Genomic DNA, 12,906 nt, shown 5'->3' with positions numbered 1-12,906 from the left:
TTTCTCAGCCATGAAATTATCGGGATATTTAGTCACGGCAGATCGGCACAAGGTTTCCTATGACCATTATCAGTCCGGTCACGAGAAGGTCATCATAATCGCCCACGGCTTTTTTAACAGCAAACAGGCCGTTCTGTTAAGGAGGCTTGGGGAATCGTTGGCCAATGAATACGACGTCATTTTGTTCGATTTCAGAGGTCACGGACGGAGCGATGGACTTTTTTCCTGGACGGCAAAAGAATATTTGGATCTTTTAGGCATTGTCGAACTTGCCAGCAAGAATTACGGGAGGATCGGGCTGATCGGGTTCTCCCTGGGGGCGGCGACAAGCATCATTGCCGCTTCCAAGACGATGTCCATCAACAGCATTGTTTCGATCAGCGCTCCGGCGGAATTCGCGAGAATCGACTGCCGCCTCTGGGGATTCGATGTTAAAAACGATTTTTTCTATAATTTATTCGGCGAGGGAAAACATGGGAAAGGGATCCGGCCAGGGCCCTTCTGGCACAAGAAGGAAAAGCCCCTGGAGATCGTTAAGAAAGCGGGGATCCCGATTTTTTATATTCATGGTGATGCTGACTGGATCGTCCGGCCCTGGCATTCCGAGGAGCTTTATAAGAATACCGCCGCTTTTAAACGATTAAGTATTATTAAGAATGGGCCGCATGCCGAACACCTTTTCAGGGAGCATAACGAAGAGATGCTGCATTTGATCCGGGGATGGTTCCATGAAACTTTGAGTTAAGACGGTCACGCGGAGGCGTGGTTATGGGATCTCGGGCGGAAAGCCGTTTCCTGCTGTCACTCGTTACAATCCTTTTTACTCTTTTTATGTATATGGCCGGCATTGTGGTCCTGGGGCTGTCGATTTTTCCCGGGGTGTATTTTCTTAATCAGCTTTGGACCTGCACGGCGTCTTTAACCGCCGGGTTGAGGGTTTTATACTTTTGTTTTGGGTTTGTGGCGGCATATTTCTTTTCCGGTGTTATGCTCATGGCGCTCGTCAGCCTTGTCAGGGTCATCTTTCGGCTAAGATTAAAAGAAGGGGAATTCCAGGTCGGTTCGCCCGAAATATTTAAATGGATTTTCGTTAACGCCTTTTTTATGGTTGTGAAAGTCGTCTTTTTGGATTTGATCTTATTGACACCCTATTGCGCCTTATTTTATCGGTTGATGGGAGCCCGGATCGGCAGGAATGTGCTGATCAATTCGAAAAATGTGGGCGATCTTTCATTGTTGGAGATCGGAGATAACTCGGCCATCGGCGGCAACGCCACGATCGTTGCCCATTCTTTTGAAAAAGGCGGGTTAAAACTCAAAAAAGTCAAAATCGGGAGGAATGTCATTATTGGATTAAACTCCGTGATCTTGCCCGGAGCAGAAATCGGGGACCATGCCGTGATCGCCGCGGGAGCCATAGTCCCGAAAAACACCCATGTGGCGGGCCATGTCACTTTTCTTGGGGCGCATACAATCGATGGCTCCTAAAGCCGGTCATGTCAGTCTCGCCGGGGAGAGCGGCGCCCGGAAGGGCAACCTTGGCTTCTCGCGGACTTTGCCGATCTGTGGTTATACCTTGGTTCAATTGATTCTTTTTGGGTGAGGCCTACAATGCAATCCAGAAAAGGAAAGTCAATCGTTTTGGATTACAACGAACATCCGGTGCGCGGCAGTGGCGGCCAGCCGGTTGTTCACAATATGACAAGGAGGGGGGCGTGGGGAGAAGAACAGTCGTCGTCATCATCAATGATGACAGGGAATCCCTTGGGAATCTTGAGGAAGTCCTGTCCTCGACCGGGCATGAACCGGTTGTCGTTAATGACGCTTTATCAGCGGTCGATGTCGTCGTTCAGAAGCAACCGGATGCGGTCCTGTTGGAGTTGAAAATGCCGCGGAAAAACGGATTTGTGATTGCCGACGAGATCAATCGCGTGTTGGAAACGAGGAAAGTCCCCATTATCGCGATGTCAGAATATTTTAAGGAGGAATTCAGGTTCCTCCTGACTCTATGCGGCATCGAAAGGCATCTTAAGAAACCCTTGAATCCCCTGGATGTCATTTGGGCGATAGCAAATGTCACCGGGGGCCGCCGTTCCTGGGATGAGGAATGGCGAGGTCAGGCGGACCAATCCGGCCCCATGGGCCAAGGAGAACGTTATGATAATAAAACCCAAAATGGAGAAAGCGCTTAACAGGCAAGCTAACGCGGAGTTAAGCGCTTTTTATTCCTATTTATCCATGGCCGAGCATTTTAAATCCCATTATATGCCGGGTTCCGCCCATTGGTTTAAGATCCAATCCAACGAGGAATTTCAGCACGCTATGAAATTCAACGAGTATCTCTGCGCGAGAGGCGGGAAGGTGGTCCTGACCGCTCTGGAAGCCCCGAAAGCGGAGTGGAAGTCCTTTTTGTCCGTTTTGGAGGAGGCTTATGAGCAGGAATTAAAGGTCAGCGCCTTGATTTATGACCTTGTAGACCTGGCGAGAGAAGAGCGTGATTATGCCACGGAGATCATGTTGCAGTGGTTTGTTTCCGAGCAGGTCGAGGAAGAGGAAACGGCCAAAAACAATGTTGAGAAGTTCAAACTCGTTAAGAATACCGTTGAAGGGATCGCGGTTTTTGACCAGGATCTCGGGCAGCGCAAATAACCACTGTGCCAACCAAAGGAGAAGAAAATGTCAAAGCACCGTCACCAAAGACAGGCAGAGCGGATTTCCGGCAAATCGCGCGGCGCGGCGCCGCTTGATTACGAGAAGACACCGGATCAGGCCAATGAGCTTCTGAGGGGGCCGGGGGAAATCCGGACGATGGCGGCCGTGGATGACAGTTCTATCCAGCTTCGGGCGTATCAAATTTATCTTGAAAAAGGGGGGTCAGCCCTGGATAACTGGCTGGAAGCGGAGCGGATATTGATGGGGCATTCCCAGGCCACCGCTGATTTTATCAATGAAGGGAACCCCAATGCGCAAGAACCGGGAAATGGAAAAAAGTTTTTCAAACGTTCTTCAGGCGAAGGATTCTAACAGGGGTGCAAGATGAAAAAGAAAAATCCAGGGGTGGGCCGAAGAGGCGTAAGCCGAAGACCGTCGGCCCAACGCCAGGCCGGCAAGGCCTTGGGGGGACATATCCGGGCCAGGCATCGCGCGGCCATGCGAAAGGGCCTGCCTGTCATTTTATGACCGGCGGGACATCATCGTTAACGTTTTTAGGTTGATCGGATTAAGGATTAATAAATGGAAAATAGCGGTTTGAGAGGTCCATGTCCCGAGCCCTTGAGCAGGATGGCGAACAGACAAACGGTTATTACCCCAATACAAGAGAGGGGGAAGACGCCTGTGAAAAGCAAACAGGTTTTTGTTGTCGATGACGACGAATCGGTGTGCCGCGCGCTCAAATTCCTGTTGTTGGCATACGGGTTTGACGTGGACACCTTCCCTTCCGCGGAAAAATTCCTCAGCACCGTCCCCAACAGTGTTTCCGGCTGCCTGATCCTGGATATCCACATTCCCGGGATCGACGGCTGGGAGACGCAAAAGATCCTTGTCAAATCCGGTTCTCAACGCCCGGTCATTATGATAACCGTCGATAAGGACGGGGGCTTTGCGGAGCAGGCTTTAAAAGCGGGGGCTGTGGGTTTTCTGCAAAAGCCGTTCAATGACCGGGCGCTGGTGGATCTTGTGAAGCTTGCGACCGAACTGTCGTCATTGCGCCAGCATCTCAAGAATATTGAAGAACGGGACGATTTGCTGTTTGAACGGAACCTCGCCTTCAGCGTGGTGATCATGCCGGACGGCAAGATCGAGAACGCTAATAAGGCGTTCCTCGCGAATTTGAATTATTCAAAGAGTGAGATCATCGGCCAGCCGTTGATCAATTTTATCGTTGAAGATGAAAGGAGAGTTTTTCTGGCTCAATTTGAAAGGTGTTTCAAGGGCGAGTTCCCTGCCGAGCTTGAGGTCGGCATTTATGCCAAGGACGGGTCCGTCAAGACGGTCTTGTTCTCATCGACCCAGCTTTTATTCCAGGAGGGGAAAGAGCCGTACAGCATCGTTGTGTCAGGGGTTGACATCACGGCCCGCAAGCATGCGGAAGCGGAGCTGAAAAGATCGTATGAAAATTCGCTGTTCGCGGAAAAGAAGATCGAGCAGGTTCTGGTCATCGACCAGCGGATCAGCGCGATCCTCGAGTTGCACCACCTCATTGATTTTATCATTGAAAAAGCGACCCAGATCCTGGGGGTCCAGCGCTGCTCCCTGATGATCCTGGACCCGGACGCACAGGAACTTCTGATCAAGGGATCCAAGGGGCTGGACGAAGAGGTCGTCGTCAATACGAGGACCAAGCTCGGCGAGTCTATCGCGGGGGTTGTCGCTCGGGACGGTAACCCCCTCCTGGTGACGGATATTGAGGTTGAGCCCAATATCGCGAGAAAAAACAGTCCGCCCTATAAAAGCAAGTCTTTCCTCTGCGTTCCCGTGAAACTGCGCAATAAGGTCGTCGGGGTTTTCTGCGCGTGTGATAAGGGTTTAACGGGGGAGGATGTTTTTACGCAAACGGACCTGAAGATCATCTCGATGATCATCCAGCAGGCCGCCATCGCCATCGAAAATGCCAATTATTGCCGGGAATTGGAGCATCTTTCCACGACGGACCCCTTGACCGGGTTATATAATCACCGGCATTTCATGAAGGTCCTGAGATCTGAAGCCGAGCGATCTAACCGGTACGGTAATCCGTTATGCCTTTTGATGTTTGATGTCGATGATTTAAAGTCATACAACGACACCTATGGACATCTGGAAGGAGACCAGCTGCTTAAAGAAATCAGCCGGGTGGTCAGGGAAAGCCTGCGGGAGGTCGACATTGTCTGCCGATACGCGGGCGACGAATTTATGGTCATCTTGCTCGAGACAAACATTCTGCAGGTGAAGGCTATCGCGGAAAAGATCAAAGAAGCCGTCGCCAATTTGAAATTAAAGCGGGAGGTCACTCTCAGCATGGGAATCGCGACGAGCCGTAAAAATATTAATGTTCATGATTTTATCCTTAAGACCGACCAGGCCCTCTACCAGGCCAAGAAAGACGGCAAGGACGGGGTCTGTTGTCTTGCCTAACAATGAAGATCCTGCCCCGATAGCGTCCATTGCAGAACAGGGCCGTGGACAACATGGAAAAGGAGCCGACGCGGGGATTGGCCGAGGACCTGGCCCGCGCTGACGACGATGGCTTTGCGGTCGCGGCCCGAAGTCAGGGCGACGTTGACCAAGAGGTGAGGCATGGATCACAAAAATAAGCTGAAAGAGCTGGATATTCAGGACGCCCTTAAGTATGCCGGGAGCATCATCAATGCCGTGCACGATCCCTTAATCATCCTGTATGAAGATTTTACGGTGGCCTTAGCCAGTTTATCTTTCTATCAGACTTTCGAGGTCAAACCCGGGGAGACCGAAGGGCAGTTGATCTATGAGCTCGGGAACCGCCAATGGGATATCCCGAAGCTGAAGCAGTTATTGGAAGAGATCCTTCCCAAAACAACCAGTTTTGATAATTTTGAAATTGAACATCAGTTCCCTCGTATCGGTAAAAGAGTTATGCTGTTGAATGCCCGGCGAGTTTATCTGCAGGCCAATCGTACGAAGTTGATCATTATCACGATCAAAGACATCACCGAGCTTAAGAAGATAGCGGAACTCCAGGAGCAGGTCAGGAATCTGGAGCTGCGGTTAAAGACAAATTTTTGATGGATCAGGGGATGGCTGTGTCTGTCCCCTGCCGTCCTGATATCCAAGCATAGAATCCTTCGGCTTTTACCGAAGGATTTTTTGTTGAGTGCCGAGAGGGGGCGATGTGGAGAGCGTCCTGCCCGTTGACGTGTGCATTTGGGGATTTTTTATGCCTGCCGGCGCAGGGGGTGGAAATGTAAGTGTTGCGGTAATATTATGGATGGCTTACAATGATAAAAATCATTTCGCCGGCCGGAAGGAAAGATATGTCTGAAGAGAGCAAGAAGGCGCGCGTCAAGACAGGGGTCCCGGGGCTTGACCGGATCATCGACGATCTGCGCCTCGGGGACAATGTCGTCTGGAAAGTGGATGACATCGAAGACTACCGCTACTTCACCCGGGCCTTCCTTGCGCAGTCCCTCCAGGATAGAAAAAAATGTGTTTATCTCCGGTTTGCCTCGCATCCCCCCATCCTCGATCCCTGTGACGGGCTGGAGATCATCGAAGTCGACCCTGCCGAAGGTTTCGACGTTTTCAGCACGGCGGTCCATAAGATCATCGAGAACCGGGGCAGGGAGGTGTTTTATGTTTTTGACAACCTTTCGGCCCTGGCCGTGGAATGGGCGACGGATGAGCTGCTGGCCGCTTTCTTCCAGGTGACCTGCCCGTTTTTGTTCGAGTTGGACACGGTGGCCTTTTTCGCGTTAACACGCGGGAAACACTCGTACACGGCCGTGGCCCGCATCCGGGACACCACCCAGGTGCTGTTAAGCGTTTTTCACGGCAAGAACAAATGGTATATCCATCCCCTGAAGGTCTGGGACCGGTATTCGTCCGAGATGTTCCTGCCGCATGAGATCACCGATAAGGAATGGCAGCCGGTGTTCCATCGCCACTTGGCCCCGGACGCCGCGGCCCTGGCCAGCGAAAAACCGCTGGACCTGCAGGTGGCCTCGATCGCGCCGTGGGACGCTGTTTACCGTCAGCTCATGAAATTCCGGGACATGGACCAGCCGCTTCCGGAGAGTTCTCCCGAGGTCAAAAGTTTAAAGAAGGAATTCTCCCGCATGATGCTCGGAAGCCATCCGACGTTTGACCGGCTGGTCGACCAGTTTCTGACGGTGGACGACCTGTTCCGGATCCGCAACCGGCTGATCGGTTCCGGAAAGATCGGCGGAAAGGCCGCCGGGATGCTGGTGGCCAGGCGCATTTTGTCGAAATGCAAAGGGCCGGTCAATTTCAACGAAGTCCTGGAACCCCACGATTCTTTTCATATCGGTTCGGATGTCTTTTTTACGTTTCTCATCGACAACAATCTGTTCCGCCTCCGCCTGCAGTTGTCCGAAAATCTGAAATACGGCGATGAGGATTATGAGGATGTCCAGGCGCGGTTTCTTGACGGGAGGTTCCCGCCGGAGATCCTCGAGCAGTTCAGCCGGATGCTGGACTACTACGGTCAGGCCCCGATCATCGTCCGTTCCAGCAGCCTGCTGGAGGACAGTTTCGGAAACGCCTTTGCCGGCAAGTATCTCAGCGAATTTTGCGTGAACCAGGGCGGGCATCATCAGCGGCTGGACGCTTTGGTCCGGGCGGTCAAATTGATCTACGCCAGCGCCCTGAGTCCCGACGCGTTGAGCTATCGCCGCAAGCGGGGCTTAAGCGACCGCGACGAGCAGATGGCCATCCTGGTCCAGCGCGTGGCCGGCGTGCCGTATAAACATTTTTTCTTCCCGTCCGTGGCCGGGGTCGCGATGTCGCGCAACCTTTACGTGTGGACAGGCCGGATCAATCCCGCAAAAGGCATGATCCGGCTGGTGTTCGGCCTGGGGACGCGGGCCGTCAACCGGGTGGGGAACGACTACCCGAGGATGATCGCCGTCAGCCATCCCGGGCTGAGGCCGGAGTCGTCCAAGCAAATCCCCCGCTATTCGCAGAAGATCGCGGACGTGATCAATGTCAAGGACAACTGCTGTGATTCTCTCCCGGTCTGGGAGGTCGCGGACCTGAACTACCCCAACCTGAATCTGTTTGTCTCGGAGATGAAAAGCGGCTTTCTTTCTGATCCGGTGGGACAATTGCTCGACGGGCCCATTCAGAATTATGTCCTCACGTTTAACCCGTTGATTGAAAGGACGTTATTTGTTACAATGATCGACAAAGCGCTCACCGAGCTCGAGCGCGTTTACCGCCAGCCGGTCGAAATCGAGTTCACGTTTTCCATCCTGCGTGAAGGGAGTTTGAAGTTGAATCTCCTCCAGTGCCGTCCCATGATGGTCCCGGACCTCGGGGCCGATGTCGCCCATCCCAAGAACATCCCTCCGGAACATCTCCTGTTTTTGACGCGCAAATTCCTCGGCGGGGGCATTGTCGGGGGCATTCGGTATATCATTTACGTCGATCCCAAGATTTACGCGAAGATGGAGGACATCCATCTGAAAAAATCCCTGGGCCGCGTGGTGGGGGCCGTCAACGCGAAGCTGGGGGACAACGATCAGAAGATCATCATGATCGGGCCCGGCCGTTGGGGCAGCAGCAATATCGACCTCGGCGTCAACGTCAGTTATTCGGACATCGACAACGCCAAGGCGATTGTGGAAGTGGCTTATGAGGAATCCGGGCAGACCCCGGAGGTGTCCTATGGCACGCATTTTTTCCTGGACTTGGTCGAGTCCCGGATCCTTTACCTGTCCGTTTATCCGGATGAAGAGGAAGGGAGCCTGAACAGCCGTTATCTGGCAGAGGCCCCCAACGCCCTCGGGCGGCTTCTTCCGGAACATCAGAAGTTCAGCGATTTTATCAAAGTGATTGATATCCCGGAATCATCCGGCGGCAAACGTGCCGAGATCGCCGCCGATCCGCATAGCCAGCAGGCGTGGTGTTATTTGACAGGAAGTTAACCTGGTCCCTTAAGCATTTTCCTCGGGTTACGTTTATCTGATCCGGGAAAGGCCCCGGAACGCGTTTCCTCCGTCGTTGAATCTCCGCGAACCGAGACAGAAAGTCCTTAAGGCACAGAAGAGCCGCTGCTCCGTATTATATTAGAAAGGAGGGAGTCTCTGTCTTTGCTTTAAGGATGAAGTCTGTTTTGAATCGGTCAACGGTGTGTTTTCGTCAACGAAGAAAGGGGAATTGATTATGGTTGTCGATCTTGCCAAATTGAATCCGTTTGATATCGCCCAGCGCCAGCTGGCCGAATGCGTGAAAATCCTGAAACTCGATCCCAGCGTCCACAAAGTCCTGCGCGAACCTCTGCGCGAACTGCATTTCACGATCCCTGTCCGCATGGACGATGGTAAAGTTGAGGTGTTCAAAGGTTTCCGCGTCCAGTACAACGATGCCCGCGGTCCCTGCAAGGGAGGGATCCGTTTCCATCCCGAGGAAACCATTGATACCGTCCGCGCCCTGGCCGCGTGGATGACCTGGAAGACTTCTCTGCTGGACCTGCCGCTCGGCGGCGGGAAAGGCGGCGTGATCTGCAATCCCAAGGAACTGTCCTTCGGCGAGCTGGAACGCCTGAGCCGCGGGTATATCCGGGCTGTCTGCCAGATCATCGGGCCGGAGAAGGACGTCCCCGCGCCCGATGTGTACACCAATCCCCAGATCATGGCCTGGATGATGGATGAATACTCCAAGATCTACATGAAAAATCAGTTCGGCGTCATTACCGGAAAACCGCTGTGTGTCGGCGGATCTCTCGGGCGGGGGGACGCGACGGCCCGCGGCGGCTGGTACACCATCCGGGAAGCCGCGAAGAAGCGCGGCATCAACCTGAAGGACGCCACCGTCGCCATCCAGGGCTACGGCAATGCCGGGTATTATGCCGCGTTATTGGGCCGGGACCTGTTCGGTTGCCGGATCGTGGCGGTCAGCGACAGCCAGGGCGGCATCTGCAATCCGAAAGGGCTCGATCCCCAGGCGGTCTATGAGCACAAGATCAAGAGCGGTTCGGTCGTCAATTTCCCGGGAACGTCGTCCCTTCACAACGAGGAGATCCTGACCTTCAACGTGGACATCCTGATCCCGGCGGCGATGGAGAATGTCCTGACCGGCCTGAATGCCGGAGACGTGAAGGCCAAGATCGTGGCGGAATTTGCCAACGGCCCGACCACTCCGGAGGCGGATGAGATCCTCAACAGCCGGGACATCCACATCATCCCGGACTTCCTCGCCAATGCGGGGGGTGTGACCGTGTCTTATTTTGAGATGGCCCAGAACTTCAACATGTATTATTGGGAAGAGGCTGAGATCCACAAACAACTCGACCGGAAGATGAGCCACGCTTATGAGGCTGTCTATGAGACGTCTCAAAAGCACAAGATCGGCATGCGGCAGGCCGCCTACGTTGTGGCGGTGCGGCGCGTCGTCGAGGCCATGAAGGCCCGGGGCTGGGTGTAAAGAGCCACGCATTCAGACGGCCGGTTAAATCCGCGGGCCGTTGAGGCGAGACCAGATGACGATCCCCGATGGAGTTTCTCCATCGGGGATTTTTTGGGACCGGCAGAGAGCCGGGAGGGTTTCTCAATCCGGTGGAATTTTTCTTGACAATCCTGTTTGTAATTGCATAATAGCATGTAGATATGCTATTATTGTCTTGGGGAGATAAGGAATCCCCCGGAAAGGGCCGAGGAAACGATGCTCAGCAAAACAAGTCTGCAGGTCATCAAGGCGTTGGCCGAGCTGGCCAGACTTCCCGATGACAAATGGGAAGGGGCGGCCAGCATTGCCAAAAAAATCCGCGCCCCCCAGAATTACCTGGGGAAGGTCCTCCAGGGGCTCTGCAATGAAGGGCTGGTGGAGTCCCAGAAGGGTTTCGGTGGAGGTTTCCGCTTGGCGCGCCCCCCGCAGAAGATCTCCCTGTATGACATCATGGAACCCATCGAAGGGGTCAGCCGCTGGGACGGGTGCTTCATGGGCAAGAAGCAGTGTTCGGACAACGCCCCTTGCGCGGTCCATAGCCGCTGGTCCTCCGTGCGGGAATCCTATCTGGCGTTCTTGAAGGCGACAACCCTGGAGGACCTGGCAAAGTGATTTTTTTACGTAATAATAACACATGAACATGCGATTATACGCAGAGGAGGCCGGCATGAAAAATAAGAAGATGATGTTGGGGATGATCGTGATGTCATTGCTGCCGTTGATCGGGGCCGGCACGGGCTGGGCGCAGGACAGGGTCCATCTCCGACTGCCGGCGTTGAGGGAGAAGGCGATCGTGACGTATGCCCCGGAGGTCCCGCCTCCTATTAAGAGGAAGAAGCCCGCTGTTGTCGAGGTGCATTTGAACTCCAGCGTTCAGATCGCGGAGATCAAGCAGGGCCTGCAATATAAATATTGGACCTTTGACGACCACGTCCCGGGGCCGTTCATCCGCGCCCGCGTGGGGGACACCCTGGAGATCCACCACACCAGCACCGACGCGAGCGGCATGCCGCATAACGTCGACTTTCACGCGGTGACAGGGCCGGGCGGAGGGGCGCCGGTCACGACGGTGGTCAAAGGGGAAAAACGGGTCGCGTGGTTCAAACTGCTGACGCCGGGGCTTTATATCTACCATTGCGCGGCGCCGCCGGTCATGGACCATATCGCCAACGGGATGTACGGCCTGATCCTGGTCGAACCCGCGAAGGGCCTGCCGAAGGTTGACCGCGAATTCTATGTCCTGCAAAGTGAATTCTACACCAACAAGATCGCGTCGATGGAAGCGAAGCCGGTGGACCACGAGCATCATGGGGACAAAAAGGAAGAAGCGGCGGAGGACGAGTTCTGGGGAGATGAAGCGGGCGCCGAGACCGGCCCCACTTTACTGGAGTTCTCACATCAGGCCGGGCTGGACGAGCACCCGACGTTCGTCGTGTTTAACGGCAAATACGGTTCCCTGATGGGCGAGGGGGCCTTGAAGGCCAAGGTCGGCGAAAAGGTGAGGATCTATTTCGGCAACGCCGGGCCCAACCTGATCTCGTCCTTCCATGTGATCGGCGAGATCTTTGACAAGGTTTACCGGGAAGGGGATCTGATCTCCCCGCCGGGACAAGGCATTCAGTCGACGCTGGTCCCGACCGGAGGGGCAACCGTTGTCGAGTTCGCGCTGGATGTCCCGGGGACATATACGCTGGTGGACCACGCCATTTTCCGGGTGGAAAAGGGCGCTGTCGGTTTTCTGAACGTGGAAGGGCCGTCCAATCCGGACATCTTTGTTTCGGACCAGGAGGCGGTCCTTTGCGAGGGGTGTTTGGTGCACCCGTAAGAACCATCAAGGAGAGAGACATGGACAATGACGTTTTGGGGGAAAAGGCCGCGGTCAGCGTATTTTACACGCACGACCATGACCAGCTGGACGGATTTTTCAAAGAGTTCCAAGCGAGCAAACATCTGGATTATCCGATGGCCAAGGGATTCTTTAAGCAATTCAAGTTCGGATTGCAGCGCCATATCCTCTGGGAAGAAGAAATCCTGTTCCCGTGCTTTGAGAATAAAACAGGGCTTGTGGATTCCGGCCCCACATGGGTGATGCGCGAAGAGCACCGTCAGATCGAGGCGGTGCTGGAGCTCCTGCATCAGAAGGTCCGGAGGGCGGACCCGGCCAGCGACGAGGAGGAATCGCTTTTGTCGTCGATCCTGGCGGAGCATAACCGTAAAGAGGAAGAGGTCCTGTATCCCGCGTTGGACCGATTGACGTCCCCTGAGGAGAAACAGGCGATTTTTGCCGGCATGGAGTCCCTGCCGGAAGCCCAATACAAAACATGCGGCTGCCAATGCCACCATGGCTAAGCCGGAGGTGAATATGATGACCGAGAAAGGTTTTTCCTTGAACGTCAAAGAAGAGATCCAGTTCCCCAAGTCCGGGATCTTCAGTAAAGTGCTGGCGAAATCGCCGACGTACAATTACACCCTGATGTGCCTGGCCAGGGGGACGGACATCGACACCCACACCTCGACCAAAAACGGCTGTGTCTATGTGATCCAGGGGAAAGGCGTGTTCAGGCTTTTCGACCAAGACATCGCGATGAAAGAAGGGGTTTGCATTTTTATGCCGGCCAACGCGCCCCACGCGTTAAAGGCCGATCAGGACCTCGCGTTTTTGCTGTGCCTGAGCGCGTGAGGGTTTAGGAGCAATCATTTTCCGGGATGGAATGTTTCACGTCTCCCCCGGCAGGGACACCCACCCTGCCGGGGGTTTTTTTATGC

General features: G+C 54.2%; 14 protein-coding genes. All 14 read left to right on the top strand.

All coding sequences use genetic code 11. The features are described 5' to 3' along the window. Positions 1-10: 10 nt before the first annotated feature. Positions 11-745: an alpha/beta fold hydrolase gene (locus Q8Q08_04010; GenBank protein MDP2653179.1), complete on the top strand. Its 735-nt coding sequence runs from the start codon at positions 11-13 to the stop codon at positions 743-745. Between the two features lie 23 nt (positions 746-768). Continuing rightward, positions 769-1,488: a DapH/DapD/GlmU-related protein gene (locus tag Q8Q08_04005; protein ID MDP2653178.1), complete on the top strand. Its 720-nt coding sequence runs from the start codon at positions 769-771 to the stop codon at positions 1,486-1,488. A 107-nt stretch (positions 1,489-1,595) separates the two neighbouring features. Beyond that, complete coding sequence (locus tag Q8Q08_04000; protein MDP2653177.1) at positions 1,596-2,192, top strand: response regulator; 597 nt, start codon at positions 1,596-1,598, stop codon at positions 2,190-2,192. A gap of 46 nt (positions 2,193-2,238) precedes the next feature. Further along, the gene (locus Q8Q08_03995) at positions 2,239-2,649 is read left to right on the top strand and encodes a ferritin (protein ID MDP2653176.1); all 411 of its coding nucleotides are present in this window, start codon (positions 2,239-2,241) and stop codon (positions 2,647-2,649) included. A gap of 27 nt (positions 2,650-2,676) precedes the next feature. After that, a complete protein-coding gene (locus tag Q8Q08_03990; protein ID MDP2653175.1) occupies positions 2,677-3,024 on the top strand; it encodes a DUF2934 domain-containing protein in 348 nt (115 codons plus the stop codon). 12 nt (positions 3,025-3,036) lie between these two features. Continuing rightward, on the top strand, positions 3,037-3,180 hold the full coding sequence (locus Q8Q08_03985) for a hypothetical protein (protein MDP2653174.1): 144 nt from the start codon (positions 3,037-3,039) through the stop codon (positions 3,178-3,180). Positions 3,181-3,336: 156 nt separating this feature from the next. Next, positions 3,337-5,115 (top strand): diguanylate cyclase, encoded by a 1,779-nt coding sequence (locus tag Q8Q08_03980; protein MDP2653173.1) that lies wholly within the window; start codon positions 3,337-3,339, stop codon positions 5,113-5,115. 162 nt (positions 5,116-5,277) lie between these two features. Beyond that, positions 5,278-5,742, top strand: coding sequence for a PAS domain-containing protein (locus tag Q8Q08_03975; protein ID MDP2653172.1), 465 nt, complete (start codon positions 5,278-5,280; stop codon positions 5,740-5,742). A 248-nt stretch (positions 5,743-5,990) separates the two neighbouring features. After that, complete coding sequence (locus Q8Q08_03970; GenBank protein MDP2653171.1) at positions 5,991-8,621, top strand: PEP/pyruvate-binding domain-containing protein; 2,631 nt, start codon at positions 5,991-5,993, stop codon at positions 8,619-8,621. Positions 8,622-8,859: 238 nt separating this feature from the next. Continuing rightward, on the top strand, positions 8,860-10,119 hold the full coding sequence (locus Q8Q08_03965; protein ID MDP2653170.1) for a Glu/Leu/Phe/Val dehydrogenase: 1,260 nt from the start codon (positions 8,860-8,862) through the stop codon (positions 10,117-10,119). Positions 10,120-10,356: 237 nt separating this feature from the next. Beyond that, positions 10,357-10,752 carry an Rrf2 family transcriptional regulator gene (locus tag Q8Q08_03960; protein ID MDP2653169.1) on the top strand — a complete coding sequence of 132 codons (396 nt, stop codon included), beginning with the start codon at positions 10,357-10,359 and terminating at the stop codon, positions 10,750-10,752. Positions 10,753-10,807: 55 nt separating this feature from the next. Then, positions 10,808-11,965, top strand: a complete 1,158-nt coding sequence (locus Q8Q08_03955; GenBank protein MDP2653168.1) for a multicopper oxidase domain-containing protein — start codon at positions 10,808-10,810, stop codon at positions 11,963-11,965. Positions 11,966-11,985: 20 nt separating this feature from the next. Next, a complete protein-coding gene (locus tag Q8Q08_03950) occupies positions 11,986-12,489 on the top strand; it encodes a hemerythrin domain-containing protein (protein MDP2653167.1) in 504 nt (167 codons plus the stop codon). Continuing rightward, a complete protein-coding gene (locus Q8Q08_03945; GenBank protein MDP2653166.1) occupies positions 12,482-12,820 on the top strand; it encodes a cupin domain-containing protein in 339 nt (112 codons plus the stop codon). Before Q8Q08_03950 ends, Q8Q08_03945 begins: the two co-directional genes overlap by 8 nt. The last annotated feature ends 86 nt before the right edge of the window (positions 12,821-12,906 follow it).

This window comes from Candidatus Omnitrophota bacterium (assembly GCA_030688425.1).
In the GTDB taxonomy this organism is placed as follows: Bacteria; Omnitrophota; Gorgyraeia; order Zapsychrales; family JANLHA01; genus JAUYIB01.
Note: the sequence above shows the minus strand (reverse complement) of the source record. Positions and strands in the feature narration are given on the sequence as shown.